We start from the raw sequence: 25309 nt of genomic DNA on the forward strand, positions 1-25309 counted from the left end.
GGATATTAGGAATGGAGCAAATAATAATGAGTTGGTTTTCCAAAAACAGTAGTGCTAACTATTCAATTACATTAACACCTGAAAATTTTAAGAATGATGTACGACTAGATGTATCGAACTACCCAAATCTTCAAAAACAATTGCAACTTTTAAATTTAACAGTAGACGATTTAGCAATCATTAAACAACTACAACCGCTTGCAAAGGATCTCATCCCTGCAATGGTGGAGCAATTTTATGCTGCCATTAGTTTGAGCCAAGATCTAATCGATATTATTAATAGAACATCACATATTGACCGTTTGAAAATTACATTACATAAACATTTAAGTGATATTTTTGAGAGTCATATAAATGATGCCTACATTGCCGAAAGAAAGGCAATTGCCGAGACTCACGTGCGAATTGGTTTACAATCCAAATGGTATATTGCCTCATTCCAATCACTCACTTCTACATTCACAAATTTTGTGAGCGAAGTGGACATCTCAAAACAAGATGCCATTCGTGCTATAAATGCTTTTTGTAAAATCATTAATTTCGAGCAACAGCTTGTAATCGAGGCCTATGAAAATGAAGAAGAACGCATTCGCTCAGTAGCTGATGCAACAAAAAACTCTCTTGTTACAACCATTCAGAGTACAGCAGAGGAGCTCAACGCTATTAGTGAAGAAACAGCAGCATCACTATTGGTTATTTCCTCGCAGACAGATGATATTGCTGTGGCGACAAAGCAAGGATTGAGCTTCGTAGCAGATACCCAAGAAAAATCAAGACGTGGTCAACTGCAGCTTAAAGAACAAAATGATTTAATCCAAGTCATTTTACAAAGTGTCAACAGTCTGGAGGTAACGATGAATCAGCTACGTACCTCTTCTCAGAAAATTTCTGAGATTGTTGGACTTGTTACAGGTATTGCTGATCAAACCAATTTATTAGCCTTAAATGCTTCCATCGAGGCTGCTCGAGCTGGAGAACATGGGAAAGGTTTCGCGGTGGTGGCTGAGGAAGTACGCAAGCTTGCTGAGGAAACAAAAAATGCCGTACAAAATGTTTCGCACCTCATTAAAGAAACAGAAAGCAATATTACAACGATGGCCAATTCCGTTCTTAATGTGGATCAAAAAATTCAGCACAGTGTCAATACACAAGAGAATTTATCCAAGTCATTTAATGATATTGCCGATGCTGTTTCTGGCATTCAACAGCAATATGTCAACACATCAAGAGATATTTCAGCCATCTCTAATCTAATTACTGAATTATCACAGGGAGCTACGCTCGTTTCTTCTTCTTCTGACTCTCTTATTAATGTAGTTAATGAACTAAATATGTAAAATGAAAGGGAAATTCACTTTTAAAAGCGAATTTCCCTTTTCCTTAATGTGGTAATGCACGTTTTTGCTTACGGTGCTCTCGTCTTGCTGGCCCTGTTTCAAACAAACGTTTTTCTTCATCTGTTTCAGGATAAATCGCAGGAACTGGTACTGGTTTCCCTTCCTCATTTACTGCAACCATCGTAACAAAGGATTCTGTCGTTAATTTTTCCTCGCCAGTCTCAATATTACGAGAAACAACACGAACGTAAACTTCCATAGAAGAACGTCCTGTAGACGAAACAATACTCTCGATTTCAAGAATATCCCCTACATGTGCAGCCGATAAAAAATCAACCGAATCGATAGAGGCTGTAACTACGAGTCCCTTCGCATGTTTCATTGCTGTAATAGCAGCGATTTCATCAATATAAGCTAACACTCTTCCACCGAAAATAGAATTGTGATTATTTGTGTCTGGGGGTAATACGAGACGCGATTGAACCGTACGTGATTGGCTCATTGGTACAGCGTTGTTTGGCATAATACTTGCAACTTCCCTTCATGTAATGTTCTTTCGTCATCGTATCGCAGAAAAAGAGCTGATGCAAATTTAGAACGATTTTTTCATCGAAATAAATTTCATATCGCTCATTTCCTCAATGGCCCACTTAATTCCTTCTCGTCCATAACCACTCATCTTCACCCCACCATATGGCATGTTATCTACCCTGAATGTCGGAATATCATTAATAATGACAGCACCAGCCTGTAATTCGTCTGCAGCATATAAGGCATCTGACAATATATTCGTGTAAATACCCGCATTTAGACCAAGGTCCGACTCGTTCACAAGTCGAATCGCGTCGTCTAATGTTTCATATGAAACAATTGAGACGATTGGTGCGAATGTTTCCTGACAGACAATTCTCATGTCAGCTGTTACATTCGTCATAACTGTTGGTGTTAGAGTACGTTCTGTAAATTCGCCACCTGTTGCAATAACTGCCCCTTGTTCCCGTGCTTCCTCAACCCACGCTCGGATACGTTCTACCTCATTTGGATTAATCATGGCACTGACATCTGTCTTTGTATCTAACGGGTCTCCTACTATAAGTTTTTTCGTTTCTTCAACGAATGCTTCAGTAAATTCATCAATGATGGACGAATGCACATAAACACGCTGTAACGAAATACATACTTGTCCAGCAAAGTTGAAAGCACCGCTTACGCAACGACTGACAATTTTATGAATTGGCGTCGATGGTTCGACAATCACGGCTGCATTAGAACCTAGCTCTAACGTTACTTTACGCAAACCGACCTTTTCTTTAATGCTCAAACCAACTTTACTACTGCCTGTAAAGGTTACTTTTTTGACGTATGGATGCGTAACAAGTGTATCACTAAGCTCGCCACCACTTCCTGTTACGATCTGTAACGCGCCATCAGGTAATCCTGCTTCACGAAAAATTTCAGCCATCACAATAGCACTTAACGGCGTTTGTGTTGCTGGCTTTAATACAACCGTATTACCTACTGCAAATGCTGGGCCTAATTTATGTGCCACTAAATTGAACGGAAAATTAAACGGCGTAATGGCTGAGATTACACCCAATGGTTCTCGTTTTGTCCAGCCTATACGATCTCCAGCTCCAGGTGCTGCATCCATCGGAACAGTCTCACCTTTAGACTGTTTAGCTCCCTCTGCCGCAAATTGATAGGTTGCGATTGTACGGTCAATTTCGGCTAATCCTGCTACTATAGGCTTCCCTGCCTCTAATGCTAAAATTTCGGCAAATTCTTCTTTACGTTGTCGCATAATCTCAACAACTTTATATAATATTTCGGCACGTTCGTAGGCTGTAGTCTTTTTAAACGATTGGAATGCCTGCTGTGCACCTTCGATTGCTCTCTCTACATCTTGTATCGATGCTTTTGCTACCTGAGCAATAACCTCACCACTATACGGAGATGTTAGCTCATAGCTTTCCTTGGCATCTTGCCACTGACCATTCATCCATAGTTTTGTTTCCTTCATCCTTCAAATGCACCTCCAAATAATCAAGTTCTCCTTTATTCTATCATGAAGAACTTGAACTTGATGCAATAGCAGCTGCACTAACCGCAGCTATCATCGCTGCTTGCTGTGCTTGGATTAATAATTCAATGGAAGACATAATGGTCATGGACAAAGATTTTTGCACCTTCGCCATATCATAAATAGCGATTTGTACAGCCATAAAGAGAACAAATTCACGGTGCCATTTTAATAATTTCAAGTCCTTTAATTCTTGATATAAATCAATAATATCTTGAAGCTGTGCTTTAGTAAGATTTAGTATGGCTAAAAAGCCGAGTAAAGGATAATGCATAGCCTTGACCTTTACATTTTGGTTTTTGAGTATATCACGGAGTGCCACAACATTTGGTGCTAGGTTAACATCAAATTGTGGGGATAAAAATGTTAATACCTGTGATAGCCACTGTAGTTCATTACCAGCATTAAAATTATATGTTCGTAGTTCTTTATAATATCGATTCATTGTTTCCGCCCGTAGCTCAACATCATCAGATGGACTACTCAATAACACTGCATAAGGAATGTCCTCATAAGATGTTAAAAACGGATGATGTTTACGAATAGCATCGAATAAAGCTCTAGCTGCCTGTGCATGTGCTTTTTTATTTTGTTCATCCTCAGTCAAAAACTGTGCTCCGATATAGCTGAAATTGCCACTTCTAAATTTTGCTTCCTTCAAGATACTCACATTTGTAAGTAAGTCCTCGACTGCCTTTTCAGTATCTTCTTGCTCCAATAAATTGGCGGCTATACTATATCCAACTGTTGTTCGTAAAGGGGACATCCACGAGGATTGCTTCTTCATCTCTTGCAAAACATTTTTATATCTCATTGCATCAAAAGTTTTTCCTGACGCTACAAATTTACTAGCAATCGCTAAAACAATTTTACGATCGACTGTCCAACCAGCAGCCTTTGATACATCCTCAACTGTATTTGTAAGTTCATTTTCAATCAGCGCGTAATCCATATTTAGCACACTCCTTTACCCATTTTACGTGACAATCTGTGAGAAAGATTCAATCCTCTTTGTAACAATTAACATAAAAAGTAAACTTAATTTAATGTATGTTACTTCATTTATCTGATTTAATAGGAAATATTAACAACTATAAAAGGAGGTCTTGAGGATGATAGCAAAAACCACAAGAAAACTATTATTTACCGTCACCTTAAAGGATCGATTACATTTATTCCTATTTTTAAGAAATTCATCAACCAATATCACTTTACATACTCTATTTCACAAAAATTAATATAAAAAACAGCGGCAAATTTTTCTGCCGCTGTACTATCCTTCATTTAAATTAACCCTAGTGCTCGTAACTCCTCAGATGTGAAGGCTCTTGACCTTGTTAGGAAACGTTTTCCCTCTACGCCCTCTAATGAGAACATGCCTCCTCTGCCCGCAACAACATCCAATATGATTTGTGTATGCTTCCAGTAATCATATTGATTTTTGTACATGTAGAAAGGCGCACCGCCAATCTCTCCAAGGCACACATCCTGATCTCCTAATAGCAAATCACCTTCTGGATAGCACATTGGCGAGGAGCCATCACAGCATCCGCCGGACTGATGAAACATCACAGGTCCATGTTTATCTTTTAATAGATTGATTAGTGCCAGCGCTTCTTCTGTAGCTAGTACACGTTCAACCACGCTCATGCACCTCCCTACAAATTAGAAGAAACCAAGTTTGTTTTCGCTGTAGCTAACTAATAGGTTTTTCGTTTGTTGGTAATGCGCTAACATCATTTTGTGATTTTCACGACCAACACCTGACATTTTATAGCCGCCAAATGCAGCATGTGCAGGATAAGCATGGTAACAGTTTGTCCAAACACGACCTGCTTGAATTTCACGACCGAAGCGATAAGCTGTATTAATATCTCTCGTCCAAACACCAGAACCTAAGCCATATAATGTATCATTAGCAATTTCTAGTGCTTCCTCTTTTGTTTTAAACGTTGTTACAGCAACAACTGGTCCGAAAATTTCCTCTTGGAAAATACGCATTTTATTATTTCCCTTGAAGACTGTTGGTTTAATGTAGTAGCCATTTTCGAAGCCCTCACCTACATTATTTTTCTCACCACCAATTAGGCATTGTGCACCCTCTTGCTTACCAATATCTAAATAAGAAAGAATTTTTTCCATTTGCTCACTTGAAGCCTGCGCGCCCATCATTGTGTTTGGATCAAGCGGATTGCCCACTTTAATGGCTTCTACACGCTGTAATACACGCTCCATAAATTTATCGTATATAGATTCCTGAATCAGTGCACGTGAAGGACATGTACATACTTCTCCTTGATTTAGAGCAAATAGTACGAAGCCCTCTACTGCTTTATCTAAAAAGGCATCATCTTTATCCATAATATCTTCAAAGAAGATATTTGGTGATTTACCGCCCAATTCTAATGTAACGGGAATAAGATTTTGAGATGCATATTGCATAATTAAACGACCTGTCGTCGTCTCACCTGTAAAGGCAATTTTACCAATGCGAGGATTGGATGCAAGCGGTTTCCCTGCTTCTAAGCCAAATCCATTCACAACATTAATGACTCCTGGTGGTAATAAATCTTCTATTAATTCCACCAGCACCATAATAGATGCAGGTGTTTGCTCTGCAGGTTTTAATACGACACAGTTCCCAGCTGCAAGTGCTGGTGCGAGCTTCCATACTGCCATTAATAGTGGGAAGTTCCAAGGGATGATTTGACCCACTACCCCGATCGGCTCATGGAAGTGATAAGCAACTGTATCGTTATCAATTTGGCTAACGGAACCTTCTTGAGCACGTAAGACTCCAGCAAAATAACGGAAATGATCAATTGCAAGAGGGATATCTGCATTTAATGTTTCGCGCACCGCTTTACCGTTATCCCATGTTTCGGCAACGGCTAGCTTTTCTAGATTTTCCTCAATACGGTCCGCAATTTTAAGTAAAATGTTTGCACGTTCTGTTGGTGATGTTTTGCCCCATGCATCTTTAGCAGCATGTGCTGCATCGAGTGCATGTTCAATATCCTCAGTTGTGGAACGTGCTACTTGTGTAAAAACTTGTCCAGTAACAGGAGTGACGTTATCAAAGTATTGACCTTTCACTGGGGGTGTCCATTCGCCACCAATATAATTATCATATTTCTGTTTGAATTGAACTACCGATCCTTCAGTGTTTGGAAATGCATAAACCATTTTACTTCTCCCCTTTACACAATTTAATGAGAACTATCTAGAAAAAACGTTATTTTATATCGGAATAACACTATTTTCATAGAAACCCTCTCAACTACTATATTGTCAGAAACATAAAATAATTTCAACTTTTTCAAAAACTTTTCCATTTAATTTATTTTTGCTAGAAAAGCTTCTAGAATTCACGGCATGTACACGGTAAGGTATACTTAAAAATAATATAAAATATAGGAGAACAATATGCGTATTAATAAATATTTAAGTGAAACAGGCATCATATCCCGTCGTGGTGCTGATAAATGGGTTGCTGAAGGAAAAGTAACCATTAATGGTCAGTTGGCGACTGTCGGTAGTCAGGTTGAAACAGGTGATATAGTTTGCGTTGATGGAAAAGAGGTAAAGAAAGAACAACAGCTTGTCTATATTGCTCTGAATAAACCTGTCGGCATTACAAGTACAACAGAGCGTCATATAAAAGGCAATGTCGTTGATTTCGTCAATCATCCCTTACGTATTTTTCATATCGGACGTCTCGATAAGGAATCAGAGGGATTATTGTTATTAACGAATGATGGCGATATCGTCAATAAAATTCTGCGTGCAGAAAACCATCATGAAAAAGAATACATCGTTCAAGTTGATCAGCCTATAACAGCGCAATTTATTAAAAAAATGGGAGCCGGTGTTGATATTCTAGATACAACAACCTTACCTTGTCATGTAGAAAAGATTTCGGACAAAGTTTTTAAAATCATTTTAGAGCAAGGCTTAAATCGTCAAATCCGCCGAATGTGCTCAGCGCTAGGTTATTCCGTTAAGCGCCTACAGCGTATTCGTATTATGAATATTAAGCTTGGTAATTTAAAAGTGGGCCAATGGCGTGATTTAACAGATAAGGAACAAACAGAACTATTCAAACTACTCAACTACACACCAAAATAAGCACTTAAAGGAGGGCGAGGACTATGATATCTATTCAAAGCACAGAGCAACTAACAGGGGTACGGGTTAGCGGGGATTATTGGGATTTAGATGAACTAATCAATGCGATCTATAAAGTAACTGGTGATGAAAATAAATACTATGATTATCAAGGTCCTCGACTACGTATTTTAAGCGTATGCTATAAACTAAGACATGCTATGCTCGGGGAACATCACCTTGATTTCGTGAGTAACGGACTTAATAAAAATGTCCTGACACAACATGAACTGATCTTTCCTAATAAAAATGTTTATTTTGCCACAGAAATTCTTTGGCCAGAAATAATATTTAGTGCGATTGCTTTAAATGATTTTATTGATTTGCATCAGCAGTTAAACAATGCATCTATGTGGAATCATGAAATTGCCATTTTACGCAAGTTTCAAGCGGCTATTGCCGATTGTTTGGAACAGGAGATGGATGAGGAAGATTACGTTATGTTTGTCCGAATGCTACATGCTAAAAATCCATTCACTTTCCGTTTTGCTACGCAATATGTTGATGTTCTGAATCTAGAATATATCCAATTAAGTAAAGAGGAGCGAAAAGCACATTTAGCGGCATTTGCGGTGCGATTAATGGTAGAGGATCATGAATATTTGGCATTAAAATCAACTCTAATGGAAGCAGCCATTACGACTAAGCAAGCATTACATGATATCCAAATACAACTGAATTATCCTGAAGAAATACTATGGTGAACAAATCATGCCGTCTCAAAAACTTTGAGACGGCTACTTTTCTATTTAATGGTTTTGTAAGCCATTTTACGAATTACTCCCTCGTGCTGAGGATAGTCTGCTAAAAGCTCTTCCTGTGTAAACAATTCAAAATCTGCAAAGTCAAATCCTGGTGCAACCATACACCCGACTAGACTAAACGTCTCGGAATCCTCCACCGATGAGCCGAAAATGGTATTTTTCGGAACTGCAATTTGTGGTACCTCACCAGCTTCTACATTCAAACCAAGCTTTTTCGCCTCATAGGTACCATCGGGGAAAATCATATGAACTGTTAGTGGACTTCCCGCATGGTAATACCATAGCTCATCTGATTGTAATCGATGTAAATGTGAGATATCTTGTGAGCGTAATAAGAAATAAATACTCGTATAAATAGGTCTCTGAACATCTCTCACTGCTAGCTCGTCTGTGGCACGAAATGATGAAATGTAATAGCCTCCTTCTGGATGTTCGGCTAAATTTAATTGTTTAATAAAATATTGTGCTGAAAACTTCAACATGTATCACTCCTTTTTTCCACCTTACCAAAAAATAAAGTAAAAAGGCTACCTTTGATTTTTCAAGGGATCAGCTTTATGAAGAGGTAATCTTGATATATCGAAGATCAACTGAAAGGGCATCTCTTTGTCGAGATGCCCTTCAAATTCTATAATCCGCCTAAATAAGCTGCTTTTACTTGCTCGCTCTCTTGAAGCTCTTTTGCTGAACCAGCTAAAACAATACGTCCTGTTTCAAGTACATACGCACGATTAGCAACAGATAAAGCCATATTAGCATTTTGCTCAACAAGCAATACGGTTGTACCTTCTTTATTGACCTGTTCAATAATATTAAAGATATTTTTAACCATTAGCGGTGCAAGACCCATCGAAGGTTCATCCATTAATAACAGTTTTGGTTTTGCCATTAAGGCACGGCCCATCGCAAGCATCTGCTGTTCCCCACCAGATAATGTGCCTGACTGCTGCTTGCGACGCTCTAATAAGCGCGGAAATAACTCGAAAACATGATCCATATCTTTTTTAATACCAGCTTTATCATTACGTAGATAGGCACCAAGCTCTAAGTTTTCTTCTACTGACATATTGGCAAAAACACGACGACCCTCGGGAACGTGGGAAATCCCCGATTTAACAATAGTTTGTGCTGCCTTCCCAGCAATAGAGAAGCCCTCGTATTCAATAATGCCACCTTTTGGCTTCAGTAAACCTGATAATGTCTTTAACAATGTACTTTTTCCAGCACCATTTGCACCGATTAACGTTACAATTTCACCCTCGTTTACTTCTAAAGAGAGGCCCTTTAATGCTTGGATGTTGCCATAATAAACATCGATATTTTGTACTTTTAGCATTAGCCGATAACCTCCTCACCAAGGTACGCTTCAATTACCTTAGGATTGTTGCGAATTTCTTCTGGTGTCCCGTCAGCGATTAATTGTCCATGATCGAGTACATAAATGCGTTCACAAATACCCATAACTAAGCTCATATCATGCTCAATTAACAAAATGGTTAAGCCAAATTCTTTACGAATAAATGCAATTAACTCCATTAAATCATGTGTTTCCTGCGGGTTCATCCCTGCTGCAGGCTCATCCAATAATAGTAGCTTGGGATTCGCCGCTAAAGCACGAGCAATCTCTAAACGACGCTGCATTCCGTATGGTAAGTTTTTAGCTAGTTCATCCTTATAGACATCTAAGCCAAAGATTTTTAAGAATTCAATTGATTGATGCTCCATTGCTGCCTCACCCTTGAAATGAGTTGGCAAACGGAAAATAGAAGACCACATGGAATGCTTAGCAAGAGAATGATTGGCTACCTTAACATTGTCTAGAACAGATAGCTCTTTAAATAAGCGAATATTTTGGAACGTACGGCTAATACCCTTTTGCGTCACCTGATATGGTGCAAGTCCATTTAATCTCATACCAGCAAAAGTAATTATACCTTCCGTTGGGGTATAAACCCCTGTCAGCATATTAAAGCTGGTTGTTTTCCCAGCACCATTAGGTCCAATTAGCCCTACTAATTCACCTTGATTAAGGTACATATTCACACCCTGTACCGCCTTTAAACCACCGAATTGAATCCCCATGTTTTCAACTTTTATAAGAAGGTTTCCAGTCATTATTTTGTACCTCCTTTTTTACCAAACTTAAATAACTGCGTAATTTCCTTTGTTCCCATTAAGCCGGTTGGACGATACAGCATGACAATAATTAATACTAAACTATAAATAATCATACGAGTTTCAGGGAAGTTTGCTAGATAAGTTGATACAAAAGTTAAGAAAATCGCTGCAATCACTGAACCAGAAAGACTCCCTAAGCCACCAAGTACAACATAAATCAAAATATCAAATGATTTTAAGAAACCAAATGTTGTCGGTTGGATAATATAAAAGTTATGTGCGAAAATAGCTCCAGCTAGACCTGCAAAGAAAGACCCAATCGCGAATGCAACAACTTTATAGTAGGTCGTATTAATACCCATAGCATCCGCTGCAATTTCATCCTCACGAATGGAAATACATGCACGACCATGACGAGAGTTTGTAAAGTTCGAGATAACGAGAATCGTTAACACAACACCAAAGAATGCATATGTCCAGTTGGATAAATATTTAACCTGCATCCCTGCTGCGCCACCAACATAATCCGTATTTAAAAAGATAATACGAATAATTTCAGCAAAGCCTAGTGTCGCAATTGCTAAATAATCTCCTTTTAAACGAAGAGTGGGAATCCCTACTATTAGACCAGCAACCGCTGCTGCGACTGCCCCTAAAAGGATAGCCAATGGGAATGGCAGCATTAATTTTGTGGTAATGATAGCGGACACATATGCACCAACTGCAAGGAACCCAGCATGCCCAATTGAGAATTGTCCAGTAACCCCAATAACAATATGCAAGCTGACAGCCAGCATGATGTTAATACACATTGTGATTAACATATTTTTGTAGTACAAATCAATTACTTCTGTTGTAATCAATAATTGCACAACTGCATAGATGACTAGCGCTATTACGGCATAGCCCCAAAAAATTTTAGACTTTTTCATAAAACCGCTCACCTACACTTTCTCACGGGCGTTTTTACCAAAGATACCCGATGGTCTGAAGATTAAAATTAAAATTAAAATAACGAATGCCGCTGCATCACGCCATAATGAGAAGCCAAGCGCACTTACTAAGGACTCTACAACACCTAGTAACATACCACCAACCATAGCGCCCGGAATGATACCAATACCACCAAGAACAGCTGCGATAAATGCTTTAACGCCAGGAATAACACCCATTAAAGGATCAATCTTTGTATAATAAACACCGAAGATAACACCCGCTGCACCAGCTAAAGCTGAACCAATAGCAAATGTTGCAGAGATTGTATTATCAACGTTTATACCCATTAAGCGAGCTGCATCTGCATCGTGAGAAACGGCACGCATCGCTTTACCGATTTTTGTTTTATGTACGATGAATTGTAAAAGAATCATCAGTACAACTGCGACTGATAAAATTAAAATGGATGTACTGCTAATTTGTACACCAAAAATATCAAATGATTTATTTTTGAAAACTTCAGGATAAGCTGCTGGTTGAGCACCTCTGAAGAAAATAGTAGTGTATTCAATTAACAATGACACACCAATCGCTGTAATTAATGCTGCGATACGTGTTGCATTTCGTAAACGTTTATAGGCAATACGTTCAATTAAAACACCAAAGATCGCACAAACGGTCATTGCCAATAATAGAGCCGGGAAGAAACCAAGCTCCCATTTAGCAATTGCGTAAAAGCCAATAAATGACCCGATCATGAAAACATCACCATGAGCAAAGTTAATCAGCTTGATAATACCGTATACCATCGTATACCCTAACGCTATTAACGCGTAGATACTTCCAAGTGAAATACCGTTCACAAGTTGCTGTATCCATTCCATGCGCATTCACTCCTTTGAATTTTCTGAAAAATGAGAAATCTGTACATGCATCTATACTAGAAAGTTATGAATTACGTTAGCATTCTAGTTATCTAAAACATAAAAAGGAAGGCGTGTTTACCCGCCTCCCCCTTGCTTACAAAACATTAAGGATTAACTTTAGAGTTGAACACTTGTTTACCGTCTTTGAATTCAAGAACTGTTGCTGTTTTAATTGGGTTATGGTTTTCGTCAACTGAGAAAGTACCTGTTACTAAAGAAAGATCTTTTGTTGCAGCTAATTCATTTTTAATTGCTTCACCATCCGTAGAGCCTGCACGTTTAATCGCATCTGCAATGTAGTAAATTGAGTCATAACCAAGTGCATTAAATGCGTCAGGTGCTTTGTCACCATTTGCCGCTTTAAATGCCTTTACGAAATCTTGAATTTTTTGGTCTGGGTCTTCAGCAGAATAGTGGTTTGTGATGTATGTGTTATTCAATGCATCCGCACCAGCTAAATCTATTAAAGTTGGAGAATCCCAACCATCAGCACCCATTAAAGGTACATCAATACCCATTTCACGTGCTTGTTTAACGATTAAACCAACTTCTTCGTAGTATCCAGGGATAAAGATAAAATCTGGATTTGATGCTTTAATATTTGTTAACTGTGTACGGAAGTCTGTATCCTTCGCTACATAAGCTTCTTCTTTCACAACTTTTCCGCCACTCTTAGTAATTGTTTCTTTAAAGGATTTTGCCAAACCTTTTGCATAGTCTGATGCATTATCTGCGAAAATCGCTACATTTTTCGCATCTAGCTCGCCTGAGGCAAAGTTAGCCGCTACAATTCCTTGGAATGGATCGATAAAGCATGTACGGAATGCATATTCATTCACACTGCCATCTTCGTTTACTGTAATATTTGGCGCTGTACCAGAACCAGTTACAATTGGAATTTTATTATCATTGGCTATTTGAACCGTTGCTACTGTATTTCCTGAAGTTGCAGGCGCTAGCATTGCTACTACTTTATCTTGCGTTGCTAGTTTAATAGCAGCTGAGGTTGCCTCAGAGTTCTCTGATTTATTATCTACTTTAATCAGTTCAATTTTCTTACCGTCAATACCGCCAGCATCATTAATTTCTTTTACAGCCAGTTCTGCACCTAGCCCAATAGAGGAACCATAAGATGCTACATTCCCCGAAAGCTCTAAGTTGGCACCAATTTTAATTGTATCGCCATCAGATGAACCTCCGCCTGATGATGAGCCTCCGCCAGAACTTGAATCGTCTCCGTTACCACAACCTGCAAGAACACCAGCAAGTAATGAAGATGCTACTAAAAGTGAACCGAACTTCTTAAGCTTTTTGCTCTCTCTCATAATTTAATTCCCCCTGAAAATTTCTAAAATATTAGATATTTCAGATAATTATAAACAATTAAATTCATTTACTCAATAGCAAAAATAATTATTTATAACTATCTAAAACGAATGAAAAATATTATTCATATAAGCCTTTTACATTGTAAAACATTCTTTATATTTAGTCTAGAGTGATTTTTCAGTATAATTAGTTATTTGTGAATTATCTTTTAATTTTACATAAAGACTAGTACAAAACTATTAGATGAAATTACTTTTTTACAATAAAGTCTAAGTAAGAGCGTTCATTTTCTTATATCATTATTTCCCTGAAAATAATTGCTGCGATGTTACTTTATTTATTTAAATTAGAAAAGCTTAGAGTTGGTTTCCCAAGCTCTAAGCTCTTTTTAATACAAACACACAAAGACGTTCATTAATATTGGTTTCATTTTCTAAATGAACCTCATGAAGTAATTCAAATGATGTTCCGTGATGTAAAAATTGTAAATAATCATAAGGCGGATAATATAAAATTAAATGAATATCTCGCATTCGCTGTTCATAGGATTTCCAAATATTATGAATGACTGTACGAAAAATGTGAATCGAAAAAGGGTTGAAGAAGAAAAATACATTATCACGTGACTTTATTTCATAAGCCTCAGCTATTGTATGAATAAATGAAATCGGTGCATGTGCTTTCGTTTTTTGGAGATAACTACGTTTATTTTCTTCAGCCTCTGCATAAAATCCTGCATCCATTTCTATCCCAATAGTCGGAATATGGAACTTATGATGCACATAAATGGGCACTCTTCCTTTTCCACATCCCATATCAATGAATACTGGATTGTTCGGCATCTCATACGCTTCAAACAATTGTTCCAACCCGCTGTATGGTGTTGGCTCATATCGATGATAGTGTGCGAGTTTAGGGAAACCATATTGTTCTCCCACTGTGTTAATATGCAAATATTTATCAAACTGTTGTTCATTCATATGAAAAGACTCCTCAGAAAAGAATGCTTTATTTTAACACGAGAAAATGCAAAAACCATACCCAAACATGTTGGATATGGTTATTTTTTCAACGACCTCTGCGTTTAAATTTAACAACAAAGAGAAGTGCTAAGAGAAGCAGTACAAGGCAGGCTGTGGCTGTAAACACTGTATTTTTATCAATTACAGTTGCTTGATTAGACGCTCCATCATTTTCACCTGGCATACTGATTGGGCCTCCGCTTCCATCAGGGCGTTGCATTGATTCGCCATTTTGTCCTTCTCGTGGGCCATTGCCCTCTCTATTAAACGGCGGGCTCTGAGATGGATCAAAATCCTTTGGTAGCTGACTCGGATCAAAATTCTCTGGCATCGAATTCATCTCACCATTTTCATTTGGAGTTGGTGCTCCCATATTTCCTTGTGATGTCGTAGACGCTTCTACAACCAGCTCTCCAGATAGCTGCTTTAAAATAGATTGGGAGCGCTGTTTAGCGAATTCAGGTAAGCTATTTTCACCTTCAACTGCCTCTAAGAATTGCTCTGTAGTAGAGAATTTTGTGGGATCTGCCTCCACATAGGTCGTTATTAATAGTGCTAAGTTTTTAGTAATAGCTTGTACATAATCCTCTGTTAAATAGGTTGTCGCTAGCTCTTCTAGATAACCTTCATATTTAGCACGGTACTCTTCATTAGTAAGCAAGGCATTCAGCAGTGGCCGCTCCTCTAACGTTGTGCCAGACACAGGGGTTTTCACACTAAAATTAATAGCACTCTCGGCTAACAGGCTGCTTGACATCCCCATTTCCATTCCCCTATTGAAGCCTCCATCTGGCTGTTGTAACTTCACCCCACCTGCCTGATTAAGTTGTTCATTGTTTTGTGCTGCTGGTTCTTCTAAAGTTGTGGGAGCATCAGCTGGATTTTGACTGTTTTCTCCACCCATTCTACCGCCTCCACCGACAACACCAAAGCCGCCGAAGGACATATTGTAATCCCATGGAATAATTGAAAACACACCATTCTGTTCATACAAATAATAGTTATGTTTCATATTACCCTGGTAACTATCTAAATTGACAAGTGCTGTATTGACAGCGAAATAACGTAACATTTCATCGACATCAAGGTATTTTCCGATGTCTCCACCGTTATTAATAGCATTTAGCATCTCCACAAGCTTGGATTGATCAATATGACCTTCATTTGTTTTTAATCCCATTCCTGTATAGTCTGCAATATCATCACTAATATATTTCAAATCACTGCCAGTTCCATCTGGCTTAAATAAAAAGCCATCATTGGAACCATAGTTATTGGCTAGGAATGTCTCATCTACTGCTTCCACTCCTAAAAACAAGCCTCGTTCCTCACCATTTACTGTGACATACATATAGGAGTGTGCCGGTGTTGGTAAGCCCATTTGCTCCATCATTTCATAGGAGATATATTCCCGCATCAATGTAGCATCACTATAATTATTATTTAAATTTAATTTTTTCAAACCATATAAGCTTTGAGTATCATCATAGTAATCAAAATCGATTTTTAAACTATAACGATCCGAGTCACTATTGACAACTGATCGTAATGATAAATTCCCTTTTGTGCGAATAGCAACATTCTCAATTTTCTTGCCGTTTACTGTAATATCCGCCTGTTTTAATTCCTCGTCCGCTGCATTTTCAAGCATGTCAGTCCAATCTTCCTCAGCAATCTCGATATCGACAGTGGTTACTTTATTGCTATTAAATACCATATCCTCATAGGAGAACTCGGAATTTTTCGTTTCAATTCCTGCATTTGGAAGCACAGCATATATCACGACAAAGAGAAGGAGTAAAATTGCCATGCACAGGTAGACAATTCGTGTTTTAATCATAGCCATCACCTCTCATCGTAGTCCTTTTTGTTAATGAGGTCATTACGCTGTGAAATTCCCATCGTAGCTAAGCATAATGGCTGATTTAACACCAGCTACTTTTGTTAGTTCATCCATCAGCTTCGCATCATTTTGCTTTACACGAATTTCGTAAGTTGTTTCAATTTCATCATTATGCATAATGGATTTTGATTTGAGGGCGAATTTTTTTGTTTGTGCAGCAATAATTCGCTCCACCTCAGCATTTGCTAGCTCTTCTTCAAACTTTACAATCAATAAATAAGGATTCTCTACCGTAATTTTATTCACGAACACTAGTAGTACAAGACCGATTAACACAGCACCGATAATTACTAATGGAATAAACCCTGCTCCACATAAAATACCAGAAACAATTGCCCAGAAAATATAGACTAAATCCATTGGATCTTTAATAGGTGTTCTGAAACGTACGATGGATAAAGCACCAACCATACCAAGTGATAACAAAACATTTGAACTAATCCCCATAATTACAAGTGCAGTTGCCATTGTCATAATAAGTAATGAGATATTGAATGAATGAGAGTAAATGACACCATTAAAAGTTTTCTTATAAACGGCGTAAATGAAAAGCCCTATAAAAAATGCCACTACTAAGCCAATAATAGAATCGATTAATGAAAATGATGTTGTTTTTTCTAAAAAGTTGGATTTAAATATATCGCTAAATTTAATTGTATCCATTTGTTCATTCTCCTTTGTATTTAGCCGTACATACGACTAAGCTGATATTTGGAATAGGCCTCTGCATGTGTATCTACAGATTGTAGTAAATACTTGATAATGTCTGGTAAATATTCATCATACTTTACCTCTAAAATCACAAGGTTCGGCTCCAGTACATCTACCATCGGCAGGTTTTGATTAAACATATCTGTGTTGCGTAGACTCGATTGGACCTTACTATCAAACGTTACGCGGACATTTCCGAACGGATAAATGTATGCCTCTCGCTCATAGTCTACTACCGTTGTAGGTCTAAGCTGGCTATAATTCATTTCTTGATATAAGTCTCGAATTAGCGCTCGGTCGTCATTCTCCATCCAGGATATATCCCCGACACGCATTTGTTCGTACTCAGCCTGAGATATTTTACACTTCGATTTAAAAGTGACATTGTTACGCTTACTTTTTCGCTCTAAATTAATAATGGCACTAGATTTCCCGTATATGCGTACCCGATATTTATCTCGATTGATATAGCCCTCTTTTTTCTCATTTAGCACTTTATTGGACAAATTATCGAAATACGTACTACGGATCAAATATTTACCGTTCTTGCCCGCATGTTGGTCTAGCTGCATAACATGCTGAATCTTGGCTTTTAATAGAGCATAATCTGGGTAGGAGATTGCTTGTTTAATCTCTTGGCGACCATTTGGATTAAATGAAGTTACTATCGGCATCTCATCACGCTCCCTTGTCTTAGTATTATACTGACAGCTACTTTCCCATTTGAATTGTTTACCAACTAGTACATGAAGATGACAAAACCTTCATAAGGCTCGTCCTTTTGTTTACTCCTCGTCTACACCATTTACTATAAAGAGCCTTTGTGTCAGGCAGATGTCGGCTTTACATATTCTTCAACTATTTTTTACAATTCAATGCTCACCACCATCTCTATGAGAAATGCAAAAAAATAACTATCGTCTTCCTCTACTCTCGGTACAATGATTGGCTGCATCAACATAAAAAAGCTACCACGCTCTTACAGCGTAGTAGCCTTTTGTAATACTAATTCAAAGGATGTACCAGAGGTCTTGCTTTCGATTAATCGTAAATCACCCCCGACGGATTGTGCCATCATTTTACTAAGTGGTAGTCCTAAACCCAAGCCTCGAACTGTATATTTTTTATTTTCTCCTCTATAAAAACGCTCAAAAATAAATGCCTGATCCTCCAGAGGGATACCGCGCCCTGTATCTTTGACTATCATCGATAACGTATCCCCTTGATCTGTCAGCGTTAAGGTGATTGTTCCTTTGTCCATCGCCTGTTTGGCATTCGTTAAAAGGTTTGTCATGATTTGTTGGATACGAACAATATCAGCCTCTACCAGTACTGGTTGATCTAATAAATGCAAATTCACACTTACAAGATCATCATCCTGCATTACTTCCCACTGAGCCACTGTATCACGCAATAACTGATTAACATCTACAGATTCGATCTTCACGGGGATAGCATCCACAGCAAAGTGGTTAAAGGCAAGTAAATCACCAACCATTGTTTTCATTTTTGTTGTTTCAACCATCGCCATTTCAATGAACTCTATCGCATCCTGCCCTGTTACAACGCCATCTTTTACAGCTTGTAATAGACCACTTATCGAGGTGACAGGTGTTTTCAATTCATGAGTGACACCTGCTAATAATTCCGTTCGCGTTTTCTCTAGTTGTTCTAGCTTACTCGCCATATTTTTAAAGGATGTAACAAGCTCATAGACTTCTTTTTCTTTACTATCTTGAGGTAAATCAACAGCATAATGACCTTCCTGGACATGCTTGGCTGCCTCTGCTACTTGCTTGATTGGACGGGCTAAACGCTTTGATAAAAAGTAAATAGCTATCCAGCCTAATAAAGCCAAGGCTCCAATCAATAAGGCAAGCTGTCCATATGCTTGGTTAACCCTTGTTAAATTTACCTTCTTCTCCATCACGAGAACCCAGCCCAATAACTGATCATTATTTTCTATCTTTCTTGTAACCACATATTCGGGCTCTCTTCCCCCAGTTACTTCCTTCGTCCCTTCTTCTCCATCCAACAAACCAGTCGCATTTTTGGCACTGCCAGGAGGCACAGGGCGGTTGCTCGTCAGTATATTGCCTTCTGTGTCAACAACATACAAAATCGGATCAATCTCTCTCATATTGAAGCGCTCACGGTCCCCAATAAAGCCTGGAATACCATTTATCGGCCCATTACTAGGATTTGTTGTATCAGTTAAACGATAGACCGTCTCGTCTGCTAAAAACTCCATCAATTCTAATCGATTTTCAAATGTTGTATGACGAATCCATGCGGCCGAGATGAAGGAAATTATAGCTAAGCCAATAAAAAGTGTTAATAAATAACGACTCGTCCAATATTGGAGTAAAGATATTCGCTTATTTTTTTTGAACACTTAGCTGATACCCCAATCCACGTAGTGTCTTTATTTCTCCTTCTGCCCCATCCCATTCCTTTAATGCCCTTCTAAGCCTCTTTATAGCTAAATCTACGGCTCGATCACTACCTTCATACTCCCAACCCCAAACTTGATCTATGAGCTGATCACGGGTAAATGTTTGATTGGGATGGTCTGCTAAAAACATAAGCACTGATAAATCTCTTGGCGTTAATACAATTTCTTCTTCACCAAGAAATACCCTATGTGCTTTACTATCAATGGTTAAAGAACCATAACGTTTTATAACGGATGAGTCTGTGCTTCCTTCAGCACGTCTTAAAACAGCCCTCACCCTTGCAACAACTTCATCTGCAATAAAAGGCTTAACAATATAATCGTCTGCTCCATGGTCAAACCCTTCTAAGCGGTAGTTTACTTCACCTAATGCTGTCAACATAATAACAGGGCAAGTACTTAGCTCTCTAATTTCCTTTAAAATGGACCAGCCGTTTTTCTCTGGCAACATAATATCTAGCAATACTAGGTCTGGCTGTATTTCCCGAAACATGTCCAAGGCTTGACCACCATTGAAACATTGTGTCACATCATAACTCACTTTTTGTAAATATACCTTTAACACCTGACTTATTGCATATTCATCTTCTACTACTAAAATAGTTGCCATAGTCATTCACCTCGATACTAGTTCGCTCTTACATTCATTATAGCACCAGATTATGTCAGTTAAATGTCAGCCTATATACAGCCCATAAACTGCTATGAGATAATATATAGAGGGGCATCTATTGACAATGTCTTCCTAAGCCACTTATCATTGATTGCGAATGATAATCAATGATAATTCATTCAAAATTTAAGTAAATGAAATTAAGGGGGGTAAAAGCATGATTATTGTAACTAATCGTATTCAAGTGAAACCCGGTTTTGCTGCGAAAATGGCACCTAACTTTACAAAGCCAGGTCCACTACAACAATTTGAAGGCTTCCATAAAGTAGAGGTGTTAATTTCAACTGACGATCCTACTTATGACGAGATGAGTGTTAATATGTATTGGGAATCCAAGGAGCATTTCCAAGCATGGCGTAATAGCGATGCATTCGCTGCAGCCCATCAGCGTCCAAGTTCAGGCTCTGAGGGAGAAAAAGCGGACAGCCCAATGATTGGCAGCAAAATCGTGGTGGCTGAATTAGCATCTTCCATCGAAGCTTTACGTTAATGAACGACAATTAAATTATTTATACATTATCTTCTGATTCTATCTAAAAAGCCCTGCATGTTGAACTACTATGCAGGGTCTTTTTTTTAAGATAAAATAATGACTAGTATATAACCCAAAACGGATAAACAAACAGAGCCAATTAAACCAGCAATAAATGCCTTTACACCTAGCTCCTTAAAGGTTTTAATGTCCACATTTAACCCAAGACCAGCCATGGCCATAGCGATTAAAATATACGCAATATTGACAAATGCTTGCGCTACATTAGCTGGTATAATCCCCAATGAATTAATAGCACTCATCGCTAAAAACCCTAAAATAAACCACGGAATGATGGAGAAGGAAAATGCCCTTTTCTCTTCATTTTTGTCTATTCTTCGATAGAAAATACCGATCATAATCGCTACTGGTACAAGTAGAGCAACACGTGTTAATTTCACAATAACCGCTATATCAATTGCTTCATTTCCACCAGCAGACGCTGCTGCAATAACATGGGCAATTTCATGTAATGTACCACCTGCAAAAATACCATACTCCGTTGGAGTTAAGTCGATGATGGAATAGATAACTGTATAAATAAGCGTAAATATAGTCCCTAATAAGGCAACAATTGCTGCCCCTACTGCCATTTCTTTTTCATTTGCTTTTATTTGAGGTGCGATTGCCACTACAGCGGCAGCCCCACAAATTGCTGTCCCACAAGCCGTTAATATCCCTAGCTTCTGTTCCACTTTAAACATTTTTGTTAATCCGTACACAACTAGTAAAGCAAATACTAAATTAATAACTGCAATCAAAAAAACATTTGCCCCTGCATGATAAATGTCTGCCAAATTTAAGCGCATGCCCAATAAAATAATGCCAAGCCGTAATAGCTTCTTACTAGAGAAGGCAATACCCACTTGCCATGAATCTTGTACTTTAAAAGCTGCTCTCCAAGCCATTCCTAATATAATGGCAATAACCAACTGACCTAATATTGAAAAGAAAGGAAATGTGGCAATATATTTCGCTACTAAAGCAATAAGGAGTGTTAACAATACTCCCTTCAAGAAATTAGGATTAAGGGTGGATTTCACTTTATTCTGTCTACTAACCATGTTGTTCACTTCTTTCTCCCTTGTTGATTATTACTTTAATAAAAAGCGAACTATTAGTAAAATACATATATATAATCATTATCATTAATATTTCTAATAATAGAGGTGAAAGTATGCAATACGAATCTTTAAAAACGTTCGTCACACTAGTTGAGGTCAATAATTTTACGAAAACCTCTGAAATACTTCATATTTCACAGCCAAGTGTTAGCTTACACATTAAAAACCTAGAGCAGGAATTACAAACAACCTTGTTTATTCGTTCACCAAAATCCGTGCAAATTACACCAACTGGTGAAATTCTATATAAACGAGCGAAGCAAATCATGGCTATAACTGAAGCGGCGAAAGAGGATATTGCGGCCTATCATCAAGAGGTACAAGGTACATTAGTCATTGGAGCAAGCTTTACGATCGGCGAATATATATTGCCCCCCATCATAGCAAGCTTGCAGCAACAGTTCCCACAACTTGAGCTTCAAATTATTATTGGCAATACAAAAGAAATCATTCAATATACAAAATTATTGCAAGTTGATATTGGTCTGATAGAAGGGCAAGCACAGGATAATGAACTGGTAATTAAGCCATTTATGCAGGATGAACTATTTATTGTCAGTGCCAGTAATCATCCACTGACAAAGCAACAACCCATTACCCCCGATAAACTTCAACAGCAAAACTGGGTTGCCCGTGAAGAAGGCTCTGGGACACGTTATTATTTAGATCATTTATTCAGAGCTAACGGTCTACAAATCCAATCACTTTTGACGATTAGTAGTAATCAGGGGGTCAAAGAGAGCGTTATGCAGGGACTTGGTCTTTCCTTACTATCCGCTTGTGTTATTGAACGTGAATTAAAAAATGAAGATATGACCATTTTGCCCCTTGAAGGACAGCATTTTCTGCGGACATTTTCTTATCTTTGCTCACCAACGATGAAAAATAAGCGCAATGTCGACATACTCATAGATACATTAATAAAGAAAGCTTAGCTGACTTTTTCTCGTCGCTAAGCTTTCTTTATGGTTCTTCTCGTATTCAAACGCTTAGTTTCAATGATTTCCACAAATTTTGTCGCTGCTCTAGAAAGAGGTACTGTTTTCAAATAACACATACCAATACTCCTTGTTGGAATACTTTCCATTAAGGTTAATTCGTAGAGAAGACCTCGCTGGAGATAGTCCTTTGAAAATTCCTTGGTTACACATGCAATACCGAGATTACTACGAGCAAACTCTAGCACCAAATCATGTGAACCTAGCTCAAATTCGGGTTCAATATGGATACCTCTTGCAAAGAGATAGTCTTCCACATACTTTCGTGAATTCGATTTTTTCTCTAGAAAGATAAGTGGAAATTTCAAAAGATCCTCATAGCTTAAACTTTTAGACGCAAGTGTCTTGTATTTCTCCCCACACACGAAGATATCTTGAATATTCGTGCATACGGTTAACTGTAAAGTTGAATCTTCTATTGGAAAATTGCAAAATCCGATATCAACCTCACCCGATTTAATAAAATTGCATATTTCAGATGTTGTACCATTTAACATTTGTAATTTGATATTCGGATACATTGTATGGAATGCTTCTAAATAAGGCATTAAAAAGAAGCGTGAAATGGTATCTCCTACTCCTAGTTTTAATTGCCCTGTTGTTAAATTTTTAAATTCTAGCAACTTTTCTTCACCAGCATCTAAAAGCCCTAAAGCTGAATTCGTATATTCAAAGAGAAGACTACCCTCTGTTGTCAGCGTCACACCTTTTGGAGTTCGATTAAAAAGACGTGTTCCAAGCTCCTTCTCCAATTGCATCATTGCCTGACTAACAGCAGGCTGTGTCATATATAAATCCTTAGCCGCACTCGAAAAGCTATTATTTTTTGCTACAACACTAAAAATACGATATAAATCTAATTTCCCTATCATATAAGCACCTCTTATAGCTATTATATGAACTATTAATTTTACTTATATCATTACTGGAGCGTATAGTAAAATCATATGGATTTTATTTCACTTTACGATTGATAGAATGAGGAGAGATTAAGTTGGAACGTGTAATCGGTACAGTTGTAAGAGGTCTTCGTGGTCCTATTATTAACGAAGGCGATAATATTGAACAAATCGTTGTAGATACAGTGTTAAATGCTGCGACAATTGAAGGCTATGCAATCGAGGATCGTGATATTGTCACAGTAACTGAATCTGTTGTAGCACGTGCACAAGGTAACTATGCGACAATAGATAATATCGCTGTAGATGTGGCAGCTAAGTTCGGCGATGATACTGTCGGCGTTATTTTCCCGATTTTAAGTCGAAACCGCTTTGCCAACTGTTTACGTGGTATTGCCAAAGGTGTTAAAAAGGTTGTACTAATGCTAAGCTACCCATCCGATGAAGTAGGTAATCACCTTGTAGATATTGATGAGTTAGATGTAAAAGGCATTAACCCTTGGACAGATACATTAAATGAGGTTGAATTCCGTGAACATTTTGGCTACAAAAAACATACATTCACCGGTGTAGATTATATTGAATACTATAAAGAGTTAATTGAAGCAGAAGGCGCTAAATGTGAAGTCATCTTCTCTAATAACCCAAAAACAATTTTAAATTATACAAAGAGTGTATTAACATGTGATATTCATACACGCTTCCGTACAAAGCGCATTTTAACAGCAAACGGTGCTGAAAAAGTTTACAGCCTTGATAATATTTTAGCTGAGTCTATTAATGGGTCTGGCTTCAATGCAGAATATGGTCTTCTTGGCTCTAACAAAGCGACAGAGGATAGTGTAAAACTATTCCCCCATACTTGTCAGCCGATTGTTGATGGAATCCAAGCAAAAATTAAAGAGGCAACAGGCAAAACGGTAGAAGTCATGATTTATGGTGACGGTGCATTTAAAGATCCAGTGGGTAAAATTTGGGAGCTTGCAGACCCTGTTGTTTCACCAGCGTTCACGGCTGGATTGCATGGGACACCAAACGAAGTTAAATTGAAATACTTAGCAGATAACGACTTTGCTAACCTTCGAGGTGAAGAATTAAAAGCCGCTATTTCTGAATACATTCAAAATAAAGATGAAGATTTAACGGGTCAAATGGCTGCACAAGGAACAACACCTCGTCGCTTAACAGACCTAATCGGTTCGCTATCTGATCTAACATCTGGCTCAGGTGACAAAGGAACACCTATGATTTATATTCAAGGTTACTTCGATAACTATACTAAATAAAAAAAATGAACTCTCGTGTAGGAATGAGAGTTCATTTTTATTTACCTTT

General features: G+C 38.0%; 25 protein-coding genes. 6 read left to right on the plus strand and 19 right to left on the minus strand.

Annotation, left to right across the window (positions count from 1 at the left end; all coding sequences use genetic code 11):
• The first annotated feature begins 26 nt into the window (after positions 1 to 26).
• The gene (locus V6670_RS22335; protein WP_141904522.1) at positions 27 to 1337 is read left to right on the plus strand and encodes a protoglobin domain-containing protein; all 1311 of its coding nucleotides are present in this window, start codon (positions 27 to 29) and stop codon (positions 1335 to 1337) included.
• Positions 1338 to 1380: 43 nt separating this feature from the next.
• On the opposite strand, the gene V6670_RS22340 is transcribed toward V6670_RS22335, so the two are convergent.
• The 5 genes from V6670_RS22340 to adh form a co-directional block, all read right to left on the minus strand.
• Entirely contained in the window at positions 1381 to 1860 is a 480-nt protein-coding gene (locus V6670_RS22340; RefSeq protein ID WP_016992152.1) for an acyl-CoA thioesterase, read from the minus strand.
• Between the two features lie 69 nt (positions 1861 to 1929).
• Positions 1930 to 3357, minus strand: a complete 1428-nt coding sequence (locus V6670_RS22345; protein ID WP_338652149.1) for an aldehyde dehydrogenase family protein — start codon at positions 3355 to 3357, stop codon at positions 1930 to 1932.
• Between the two features lie 43 nt (positions 3358 to 3400).
• On the minus strand, positions 3401 to 4369 hold the full coding sequence (locus V6670_RS22350) for a DUF4003 family protein (protein ID WP_338652150.1): 969 nt from the start codon (positions 4367 to 4369) through the stop codon (positions 3401 to 3403).
• A 332-nt stretch (positions 4370 to 4701) separates the two neighbouring features.
• Positions 4702 to 5061, minus strand: a complete 360-nt coding sequence (locus V6670_RS22355; RefSeq protein ID WP_338652151.1) for a DUF779 domain-containing protein — start codon at positions 5059 to 5061, stop codon at positions 4702 to 4704.
• Between the two features lie 21 nt (positions 5062 to 5082).
• Positions 5083 to 6603, minus strand: a complete 1521-nt coding sequence (gene adh / locus V6670_RS22360) for an aldehyde dehydrogenase (RefSeq protein WP_338652153.1) — start codon at positions 6601 to 6603, stop codon at positions 5083 to 5085.
• A gap of 240 nt (positions 6604 to 6843) precedes the next feature.
• Between adh and rluF the strand changes: the two genes are divergently transcribed.
• The gene (gene rluF / locus V6670_RS22365; protein ID WP_141904527.1) at positions 6844 to 7545 is read left to right on the plus strand and encodes a 23S rRNA pseudouridine(2604) synthase RluF; all 702 of its coding nucleotides are present in this window, start codon (positions 6844 to 6846) and stop codon (positions 7543 to 7545) included.
• A gap of 23 nt (positions 7546 to 7568) precedes the next feature.
• Entirely contained in the window at positions 7569 to 8288 is a 720-nt protein-coding gene (locus V6670_RS22370; protein ID WP_141904528.1) for a hypothetical protein, read from the plus strand.
• A 41-nt stretch (positions 8289 to 8329) separates the two neighbouring features.
• Here the strand turns inward: V6670_RS22370 and V6670_RS22375 are convergent, their stop codons facing one another.
• The 12 genes from V6670_RS22375 to V6670_RS22430 form a co-directional block, all read right to left on the minus strand.
• Positions 8330 to 8830, minus strand: coding sequence for a cupin domain-containing protein (locus V6670_RS22375; RefSeq protein WP_170829857.1), 501 nt, complete (start codon positions 8828 to 8830; stop codon positions 8330 to 8332).
• Positions 8831 to 8976: 146 nt separating this feature from the next.
• Positions 8977 to 9684, minus strand: coding sequence for an ABC transporter ATP-binding protein (locus V6670_RS22380; RefSeq protein ID WP_036123837.1), 708 nt, complete (start codon positions 9682 to 9684; stop codon positions 8977 to 8979).
• Positions 9684 to 10463, minus strand: a complete 780-nt coding sequence (locus tag V6670_RS22385) for an ABC transporter ATP-binding protein (RefSeq protein WP_141904529.1) — start codon at positions 10461 to 10463, stop codon at positions 9684 to 9686. Before V6670_RS22385 ends, V6670_RS22380 begins: the two co-directional genes overlap by 1 nt.
• Positions 10463 to 11398: a branched-chain amino acid ABC transporter permease gene (locus V6670_RS22390; RefSeq protein WP_036123842.1), complete on the minus strand. Its 936-nt coding sequence runs from the start codon at positions 11396 to 11398 to the stop codon at positions 10463 to 10465. The genes V6670_RS22385 and V6670_RS22390 overlap by 1 nt, the downstream gene beginning before the upstream one ends.
• A gap of 12 nt (positions 11399 to 11410) precedes the next feature.
• On the minus strand, positions 11411 to 12286 hold the full coding sequence (locus V6670_RS22395) for a branched-chain amino acid ABC transporter permease (RefSeq protein WP_036123845.1): 876 nt from the start codon (positions 12284 to 12286) through the stop codon (positions 11411 to 11413).
• A 146-nt stretch (positions 12287 to 12432) separates the two neighbouring features.
• On the minus strand, positions 12433 to 13653 hold the full coding sequence (locus V6670_RS22400) for an ABC transporter substrate-binding protein (RefSeq protein WP_036123848.1): 1221 nt from the start codon (positions 13651 to 13653) through the stop codon (positions 12433 to 12435).
• A 381-nt stretch (positions 13654 to 14034) separates the two neighbouring features.
• A complete protein-coding gene (locus V6670_RS22405) occupies positions 14035 to 14637 on the minus strand; it encodes a class I SAM-dependent methyltransferase (protein WP_141904530.1) in 603 nt (200 codons plus the stop codon).
• Positions 14638 to 14725: 88 nt separating this feature from the next.
• Positions 14726 to 16489: a CotH kinase family protein gene (locus V6670_RS22410; RefSeq protein ID WP_338652154.1), complete on the minus strand. Its 1764-nt coding sequence runs from the start codon at positions 16487 to 16489 to the stop codon at positions 14726 to 14728.
• Between the two features lie 72 nt (positions 16490 to 16561).
• Positions 16562 to 17245: a DUF4956 domain-containing protein gene (locus V6670_RS22415; protein ID WP_036123865.1), complete on the minus strand. Its 684-nt coding sequence runs from the start codon at positions 17243 to 17245 to the stop codon at positions 16562 to 16564.
• 20 nt (positions 17246 to 17265) lie between these two features.
• Positions 17266 to 17967: a polyphosphate polymerase domain-containing protein gene (locus V6670_RS22420; protein WP_141904532.1), complete on the minus strand. Its 702-nt coding sequence runs from the start codon at positions 17965 to 17967 to the stop codon at positions 17266 to 17268.
• A 305-nt stretch (positions 17968 to 18272) separates the two neighbouring features.
• Positions 18273 to 19688, minus strand: coding sequence for a HAMP domain-containing sensor histidine kinase (locus tag V6670_RS22425; RefSeq protein WP_338652155.1), 1416 nt, complete (start codon positions 19686 to 19688; stop codon positions 18273 to 18275).
• Positions 19672 to 20358 carry a response regulator transcription factor gene (locus V6670_RS22430; RefSeq protein ID WP_141904534.1) on the minus strand — a complete coding sequence of 229 codons (687 nt, stop codon included), beginning with the start codon at positions 20356 to 20358 and terminating at the stop codon, positions 19672 to 19674. Before V6670_RS22430 ends, V6670_RS22425 begins: the two co-directional genes overlap by 17 nt.
• 220 nt (positions 20359 to 20578) lie before the next feature.
• On the opposite strand from V6670_RS22430, the gene V6670_RS22435 reads away from it, so the two are divergent.
• A complete protein-coding gene (locus tag V6670_RS22435) occupies positions 20579 to 20911 on the plus strand; it encodes a heme oxygenase (RefSeq protein ID WP_036123876.1) in 333 nt (110 codons plus the stop codon).
• Between the two features lie 86 nt (positions 20912 to 20997).
• Here the strand turns inward: V6670_RS22435 and V6670_RS22440 are convergent, their stop codons facing one another.
• Positions 20998 to 22017, minus strand: a complete 1020-nt coding sequence (locus V6670_RS22440; protein WP_141904535.1) for a YeiH family protein — start codon at positions 22015 to 22017, stop codon at positions 20998 to 21000.
• Between the two features lie 113 nt (positions 22018 to 22130).
• On the opposite strand from V6670_RS22440, the gene V6670_RS22445 reads away from it, so the two are divergent.
• Positions 22131 to 23012, plus strand: a complete 882-nt coding sequence (locus V6670_RS22445) for a LysR family transcriptional regulator (RefSeq protein WP_141904536.1) — start codon at positions 22131 to 22133, stop codon at positions 23010 to 23012.
• A gap of 17 nt (positions 23013 to 23029) precedes the next feature.
• On the opposite strand, the gene V6670_RS22450 is transcribed toward V6670_RS22445, so the two are convergent.
• Positions 23030 to 23947: a LysR family transcriptional regulator gene (locus V6670_RS22450; RefSeq protein WP_058845141.1), complete on the minus strand. Its 918-nt coding sequence runs from the start codon at positions 23945 to 23947 to the stop codon at positions 23030 to 23032.
• A gap of 122 nt (positions 23948 to 24069) precedes the next feature.
• On the opposite strand from V6670_RS22450, the gene V6670_RS22455 reads away from it, so the two are divergent.
• Positions 24070 to 25260 carry a coenzyme F420-0:L-glutamate ligase gene (locus tag V6670_RS22455; RefSeq protein ID WP_141904537.1) on the plus strand — a complete coding sequence of 397 codons (1191 nt, stop codon included), beginning with the start codon at positions 24070 to 24072 and terminating at the stop codon, positions 25258 to 25260.
• The last annotated feature ends 49 nt before the right edge of the window (positions 25261 to 25309 follow it).

Source organism: Lysinibacillus sp. Y5S-8 (assembly GCF_036894365.1).
Classification (GTDB): Bacteria; Bacillota; Bacilli; order Bacillales_A; family Planococcaceae; genus Lysinibacillus; species Lysinibacillus fusiformis_D.